Genomic DNA, 6,000 nt, shown 5'->3' with positions numbered 1-6,000 from the left:
TCCGTGGGGGTTTCCCTGGGGGTTTCCCTGGGGGCTGCCGGCTCGGCCTGGACGTCGCCGGCGGCGGCCAGTTCCCGCAGCAGCCTGTCCTCGGCGCCCACCGGCAGGTCCTGGCCAGTGCGGGCGCCGTTCACCAGGTCCGCCAGCATGTCGGCCGCGCGCAGCAGCAGGCGCAGGGTTTCCGGCCCAAGCGCGAGGCGGTCGTCGCGCACGATGTCCATCAGGGTTTCCAGGCCGTGCGCGAAGCCGACCAGACGCTTCAGGCCGAACGCGCCGCCGCCGCCCTTGATGGAATGAACGGCACGGAACAGCCCGTGGACGGTTTCCGCGTCGGCGTCGCCGCTCTCCAGCGCGGCGAGGTAGCCGTAGGTGGCGTCCAGCAGTTCCGCGCATTCCTCGAAATAGGTCTGGCGGAAGGTTTCAAGCCCGTCGAAGCCCGCGGTTTCTTCGGTCATGGTCAGGGGCACACCTTCCTGGCGACCTCGATCAGCTTGTCGGGCGCGAACGGCTTGACGATCCAGCCGGTGGCGCCGGCGCTGCGCCCGTCGGCTTTCTTGGCCGGGTCGCTTTCGGTGGTCAGCATCAGGATGGGCACGCCGCGGTGGCGCGGGTCCGCCCGCATGGCGCGGATCAGGCTGACGCCGTCCATGTTGGGCATGTTCAGGTCGGTGATGGCCAGGTCGACTGTCGTCGCGCGCAGCAGCGTCAGGGCCTTCTGGCCGTCTTCCGCTTCCGTGACGCTGAATCCCGCCCCCTTCAGCGTGAACGCAACCATGTCCCGCATGGTCTTGGAATCATCGACGATCAGCACGTGCTTGGGCATCACTCGGATCCTTCGATCGGGAGTTCGGCCTGCAGGCCGAGGCTGGCGAGGGCGTCCGCCAGGCAATCCGAGGCAGCGGCGAGGCGGAACGCCAGGCGGCGCGCCCTGGCTTCGCGGGCCGCGGCGAGAAGGACCTGCAAGGCCGGGGTCGCCACCCGCTCCACGCCGGCGCCGTCGAGCGTGACCGGCAGGCCGGCGAGCAGGCGCTCGCGCAACTGGCCCAGCAGGTCCTCGGCCGCCTGCGCGTCGAGCAACGGTGCCAGGGCCAAGGTGTCGCCGTCACGAAAGGCAGACCTATGCATGCGTCTTCATTCCCGAGTCCTGTGCCGGCGCCTTTTGCGACTGCCTCGATCAAGGGATGCGAGGGCGGGCCTTGAATGACAGGAAAGTGTTAAGGAAAGGTGAACGGGCGGCGGCTATCGGCGAGGGCGATCCGGGGAGGACGTGCGACGGTGGTCGAAGGCCGATGAGCGGCGGGCCAGTATGCGGCGATCAGCCGGAAAGTGGGGCGTTCGTCTGAGGGTTTGGCCTGCGTTTCCGCTGACTGAGGGTCACTGGGGGTCACTGGCAGCGGGGGTGCGGGCGTATCGTCCGGACGTGTAACCACAGAGAATGAAGGGAGCGGGACGGAGGGCCACGGGGGAGACTTGTGGCGCTATGCGCGAAGCGCATACAACAAGCCGGACCATGGCGGGCTGGCGTTCCAGACGGTTCGGCCGCCGCCCCCGCCCTGGCGGGAGGGAGACGACGGCCTCGGCCATGTTCTGACGTGGCTCCGGGTGGGATGCCGCCGAGCCATGCGCCCGGCGGCTTGCGGGCATTCCGTCAGGAAATGCCGTGTCCCACGATCGACATGGTCGGGTGCACCTGGTCCTGCGTACCCAGCGCGCCGAGCACCTGGGCCGCCGACGCCGCCGGTGTCGTCGTGGTGCCGGTGCCCGAGGTTGTGCTGCCCGTTCCATACAGCGCCTGCGACAGGTCGCTGAGCGACAGGGATCCGAGACTACTGGTTCCAAGCTGCTGAAGCTCGAGATTGGTCGCGGCATTCAGCTGCTGGGACAGCAGCGGGATGGTGTCCTGTGCGTAGGCCTTGAGGGACGCATCCTGCCCCGCCGAGGCCTCATGGATGAACTGCATCAGGGCGTTGGACGTGTTGGTTACGTCGGTCTGTGCATAGGTCGAGGCAAAGGCGCCGTTCGTTCCCGACTGGAGCTGGGTAATCTGGCTCTGCTCGGTCGAACTGGGGCTGGTTGCCGGGGTGATCCCGGCCTGCTGCGCCACATTTTGCAGGACCGTGTTGTTCGCCCCGCTGTCGGTGATCGCCCAGCGGCCGAGCTCGCTGGTGGCGAGGTCGGAATTGTTGGCCAGGGCCAGCTGGCCTTCCTGCATCTGGGTCAGGTTGTACTGCGAGGCAAACTGGACGAAGCTGGTATCCTGCTGGCTCGCCGTCCCGGCTGGCGTGGTCCCGGTGGCGCCGGCCGAGCCGGTGGCGCCGGTGGTGCCGACCGAGCCGGTGGCCCCGGTGGTGCCGGTCGTGCCCGTGGCGCCGGTCACGCCAGTCGTGCCCGTGGCGCTGGTCGCGCCAGTCGTGCCCGTGGCGCTGGTCGCGCCCGTGGCGCCGGTTGCCCCAGTGGCCCCTGTCGTGCCCGTCGCGCTTGTGGCACCTGTGGCGCCGCTGGCTCCGGTCGCGCCGGTTGGATCGGGGACTGCGCCGGTTGCGGTGGGCGCGCCTGTGACGCCTGTGCCACCCGTGGCACCCGATGTGCCGCTGGCTGCGGTCGTGCCGGTGCTTCCAAGCCCACCCGTTGCCCCTGAGGCGCCGGTGGCCCCGGTCGAGCCGGTGGCGCCTGTTGCCCCGGTCGTGCCGGTTGAGCCGGTCGTCCCGGTTGAGCCGGTCGTGCCGGTGGTTCCACTTCCAAGACTGTTGGCGAGCTGCTCGGCACCGGCAAGGTGCGCTTCGAGGACAGGAATCGCCTGTTGCGCCAGGCGCTGGAGGATCGGGTTCGTTCCGCTGGCTGCCTCCTGCTGGAACAGGGCCAGGGTCTGCTGGTGATCGGTCACCTGATATTGGGCGTACTGCTGGTCGAAGGCCGTCGTCTGGCCCGTCGTGGGGGTGGGTCCGGTTGTGCCGGTGGCTGCGGCTATGCCGGTGGCGCCGGTCCCTCCGGTCGTGCCCGCGGCCCCGGTCGAGCCAGTGGCACCGGTGGTGCCAGTCAAGCCGGTGGTGCCAGTCGAGCCGGTGGTGCCAGTCGAGCCGGTGGTGCCAGTCGAGCCGGTGGTGCCGGTGGTGCCGGTCGTGCCGGTGGTGCCAGTGGAACCGGTCGTCCCGGTGCTCCCGGCCAGGGTGCGCAAAGTCTGAATTTCCTGCGCCTGCTGGCTGTTGAGCGAAGCGCTGAGCGTGACGCCGAATTGGTTGGCGAGATCAGTCAAGGTCGAGCCGACGGAGGTATGGTCCGCGACCATCCACTGAGCAAAGACCTGGGTCGCGGGATTGCTCGCGCTGGTTGTCGCAATCCTGCTCTCGGCAATCTCGGCCACATCGCCCGAATAGGCCTGGGTGAGGAACTGCTGATCCTGGCTGCTGAGGGGAGTCGTACTGGCCGATTGCTGCAGTACGAATATCGGCGAGGTCACGGCCGCTGACGTCACGCCGGTTGGCGTGGAGCCGGTGGCCCCGGTCACGCCGGTGCTGCCGGAAACGCCCGTGACGCCGGTCGCACCCGTGGCGCCGATGCTGCCCGTTGCACCGCTGGCACCTGACGTCCCGGTGGCGCCGCCCGGGCTTGTCGTGCCGGTGGCACCCGTGGTGCCGCTTAGCCCTGTAGCGCCCGTGGCGCCGGTGGCACCCGTGGTGCCGGATGCAGTCGTCGTGGTGGCCGCCATGGTCGTGATCCTCCGTTGGTTGACCGGCCGCTACTACGATGGGGAGTATGACGGGTTGCCGTGACAAAGATAAAGGAATGGCCAAATGGCGTAAGCAATTGTACCACCCGGTACAAGAACGGTCCCTGGAAGCGCTCGCCGCTTCCGCCGGCGGCAATAACGTTCAGGACAACGACACGAGCCGCGGCAAGCGGCGGCCGGCTTCCGCGGTCGGCGCACCCCGTCAATACGGTATCATATGAAAAGCAAAAGACGTCATAAGCAGTCACGATGTTGACAGGAAATGGATTTTTTCCGAAGACTGTTCATTACATGAAAAAATCATCATGCGGCTTCCGGCTGGACGCGCCAATATCCAAAGCATGACAAAAGGCAATACAGGGAGCGCGTTCCACGCTGTCCGGAATCCGACCTGACAGCCTGTTCATTTCATGGCAATAATCTGGGCAATAATCCGGCGGGTCTTTCGGCTTGCGCCAAGGCACCGGCAAGCCAGCGGCCGCCTTGCACTGGCCTCCCCATGCCGCACCGGCATTGCGCGTCCCGGCCCTGGACGCGAGGCGCGGCACCATGGGCCGCCGGCGCAGCGAAGCGGTCGCCAGGTCCGGATTGCTGGCCACCAGGATTGCCGCCGGTGCCGTTCCCGCGCCGGCACCGGCCGCTCCGTGGTGGAATGTGATCAACCTGGCGTTTATATATAAAAAACAGTATCGGCATCCGGGCGGTTTGCATGCATCCCGCGAATGTGCACCGCATGCGGCCGGATGCCGCTTGTTCCGGATTCAAACCTGTCCATCGGGGCGTCCATGATGATTTGGTCCCACAACGAACAGACTGTGACATGACCTCCCCGCCAACTTTCCGGCAAGCCGGACCCGGCGGCGACGATGCGCGTCGTGCCCACGGAACTTTGCGCGAGGGCCGCCGCTATACCGACGCCCGCGCTTGCCGCCGCGGCACCGGGCCACATGAGGGGCAGACAGCAATGATGATCGACGAGCTTCGCCAAAAGCTCTGGAAAGGCGCCAATCCCCTGGCCGGGTTTCCCATTCGGCTGATCGCCGAGGACTCGCAGGGCTGGCAGTCGCAGCACCCGTTCCTCGGCAGCACGATCGAGGCGATACGGCCGCGGGTGGTGATCGAGGTCGGCGTCTGGAAGGGCGGATCGACACTGACGATGGCGCACAGGCTGAAGGATCTCGGCATCGACGGCGCCGTGATCGCGGTGGATACCTGGCTCGGCTCATGGGACCACTGGGTGCAGCCGCACTGGCATGAAGAGTTGTGCTTCGTGAATGGCTACCCGCACCTGTTCGAGAAATTCGCGGCCAATGTCATCCATCATGGCGTGCAGGATTTCGTCGTTCCCCTGCCGCTCGACTCGGTCAACGCGCGCAACGTGATCTCCGCCTTCGGCATTTCCGCCGACATGATCCACATCGACGGCGGGCATGATTACGCAGCGGTTATGATGGACCTGATCCAGTGGTGGCCCGTGCTGCGCCAGGGAGGCGTGTTCATCGGTGACGACTATAACGAAAACGGCACCGGCTGGCCGGACGTGTTCCGTGCCGTCAATGACTTCCTGGCGCAGGTGCCGCACACCGGGTTCGAGTTCCACAGCGGCAAGTGCCGTGTCATCAAAGCCTGACGGGCGCGCCTGGAGCGGATTCGGAACGGTCTGGTAAAGTGACGAGACGGCGCATCCAGCGCCGGCCGCGCCGCCAGCATCGGCTCCCGCTAAACGCCGGCGGTCTGGCCGGAGGCTGATCGCTCGACGTAACGACGCACCGTTGGGCCGATGTGTTCGGCGATCCAGGCGGCCATCTGCTCTTCCTCGCGCAGCGAGGTTTGCAGCGCGGCGCGCGCCCCGCCCTCGCCGGCCAGGTCCGCCAGCGTCAGCAGCGACTTGTAGCTGGCGATTTCATAGTGCTCGAAGGCGAAATTGGCCATGGTGTTCTTCAGCACCTCATCCGGCGCGGGGGTGTGTCCGAGGGCCGCCAGGTTGCCCACCAGCGACATCATCGTGTCTTTCAGCCCGGAGTGGCTGGTGTCGTGCCGGGCCAGAAGATCTTCCAGCCGGCGGGCCTGCGCGCGGCTTTCCTCGACGTGCTGGCGCATCCGGGCCTCCATTTCGGGGTAGTTCTTCAGGCGGCCGATCTGGCGTTCGAGAAGCTCGATGGCCTGGTTCTCGACGGCATGCTGGTTTCGCAGGCCGACGATATAGATATCCCTGGCTTTGCCTGGGACGGCGGCGGACATGGCGCACTCCAATGGCTTGTGCGAGATGCCTT

The 6,000-nt window shown here is 66.9% G+C and carries 7 protein-coding genes; 1 reads left to right on the top strand and 6 read right to left on the bottom strand.

From position 1 onward, the window contains the following. From CCS01_RS20310 to CCS01_RS33025, 5 genes are all read right to left on the bottom strand, one after another. Window positions 1-455: Hpt domain-containing protein (locus CCS01_RS20310; RefSeq protein WP_193540155.1), on the bottom strand; the 455-nt coding region annotated here is incomplete at its 3' end. A gap of 2 nt (window positions 456-457) precedes the next feature. Continuing rightward, window positions 458-823: a response regulator gene (locus CCS01_RS20305; RefSeq protein ID WP_104520586.1), complete on the bottom strand. Its 366-nt coding sequence runs from the start codon at window positions 821-823 to the stop codon at window positions 458-460. After that, the gene (locus tag CCS01_RS20300; RefSeq protein ID WP_104520585.1) at window positions 823-1,125 is read right to left on the bottom strand and encodes an STAS domain-containing protein; all 303 of its coding nucleotides are present in this window, start codon (window positions 1,123-1,125) and stop codon (window positions 823-825) included. The genes CCS01_RS20305 and CCS01_RS20300 overlap by 1 nt, the downstream gene beginning before the upstream one ends. A 523-nt stretch (window positions 1,126-1,648) precedes the next feature. Next, the gene (locus tag CCS01_RS35765; protein WP_104520584.1) at window positions 1,649-3,706 is read right to left on the bottom strand and encodes a DUF4142 domain-containing protein; all 2,058 of its coding nucleotides are present in this window, start codon (window positions 3,704-3,706) and stop codon (window positions 1,649-1,651) included. Between the two features lie 308 nt (window positions 3,707-4,014). Further along, window positions 4,015-4,326 carry a hypothetical protein gene (locus tag CCS01_RS33025; protein ID WP_158258510.1) on the bottom strand — a complete coding sequence of 104 codons (312 nt, stop codon included), beginning with the start codon at window positions 4,324-4,326 and terminating at the stop codon, window positions 4,015-4,017. 365 nt (window positions 4,327-4,691) lie between these two features. Here CCS01_RS33025 and CCS01_RS20290 point away from each other — a divergent pair, with 365 nt between their 5' ends. Beyond that, complete coding sequence (locus CCS01_RS20290; protein ID WP_204848369.1) at window positions 4,692-5,357, top strand: class I SAM-dependent methyltransferase; 666 nt, start codon at window positions 4,692-4,694, stop codon at window positions 5,355-5,357. A gap of 89 nt (window positions 5,358-5,446) precedes the next feature. On the opposite strand, the gene CCS01_RS20285 is transcribed toward CCS01_RS20290, so the two are convergent. Continuing rightward, entirely contained in the window at window positions 5,447-5,968 is a 522-nt protein-coding gene (locus tag CCS01_RS20285) for a ferritin-like domain-containing protein (protein WP_104520583.1), read from the bottom strand. Window positions 5,969-6,000: the final 32 nt, after the last annotated feature.

Source organism: Rhodopila globiformis, assembly GCF_002937115.1.
Taxonomy (GTDB): domain Bacteria; phylum Pseudomonadota; class Alphaproteobacteria; order Acetobacterales; family Acetobacteraceae; genus Rhodopila; species Rhodopila globiformis.
Note: the sequence above shows the minus strand (reverse complement) of the source record. Positions and strands in the feature narration are given on the sequence as shown.

Excerpts from the sequence above, each read along its gene's own strand:
- CCS01_RS20290 (WP_204848369.1), top strand. The coding sequence starts at position 4,692 with ATGATGATCGACGAGCTTCGCCAAAAGCTCTGGAAAGGCGCCAATCCC.
- CCS01_RS20305 (WP_104520586.1), bottom strand. The coding sequence starts at position 823 with ATGCCCAAGCACGTGCTGATCGTCGATGATTCCAAGACCATGCGGGAC.
- CCS01_RS20285 (WP_104520583.1), bottom strand. The coding sequence starts at position 5,968 with ATGTCCGCCGCCGTCCCAGGCAAAGCCAGGGATATCTATATCGTCGGC.
- CCS01_RS35765 (WP_104520584.1), bottom strand. The coding sequence starts at position 3,706 with ATGGCGGCCACCACGACGACTGCATCCGGCACCACGGGTGCCACCGGC.
- CCS01_RS20300 (WP_104520585.1), bottom strand. The coding sequence starts at position 1,125 with ATGCATAGGTCTGCCTTTCGTGACGGCGACACCTTGGCCCTGGCACCG.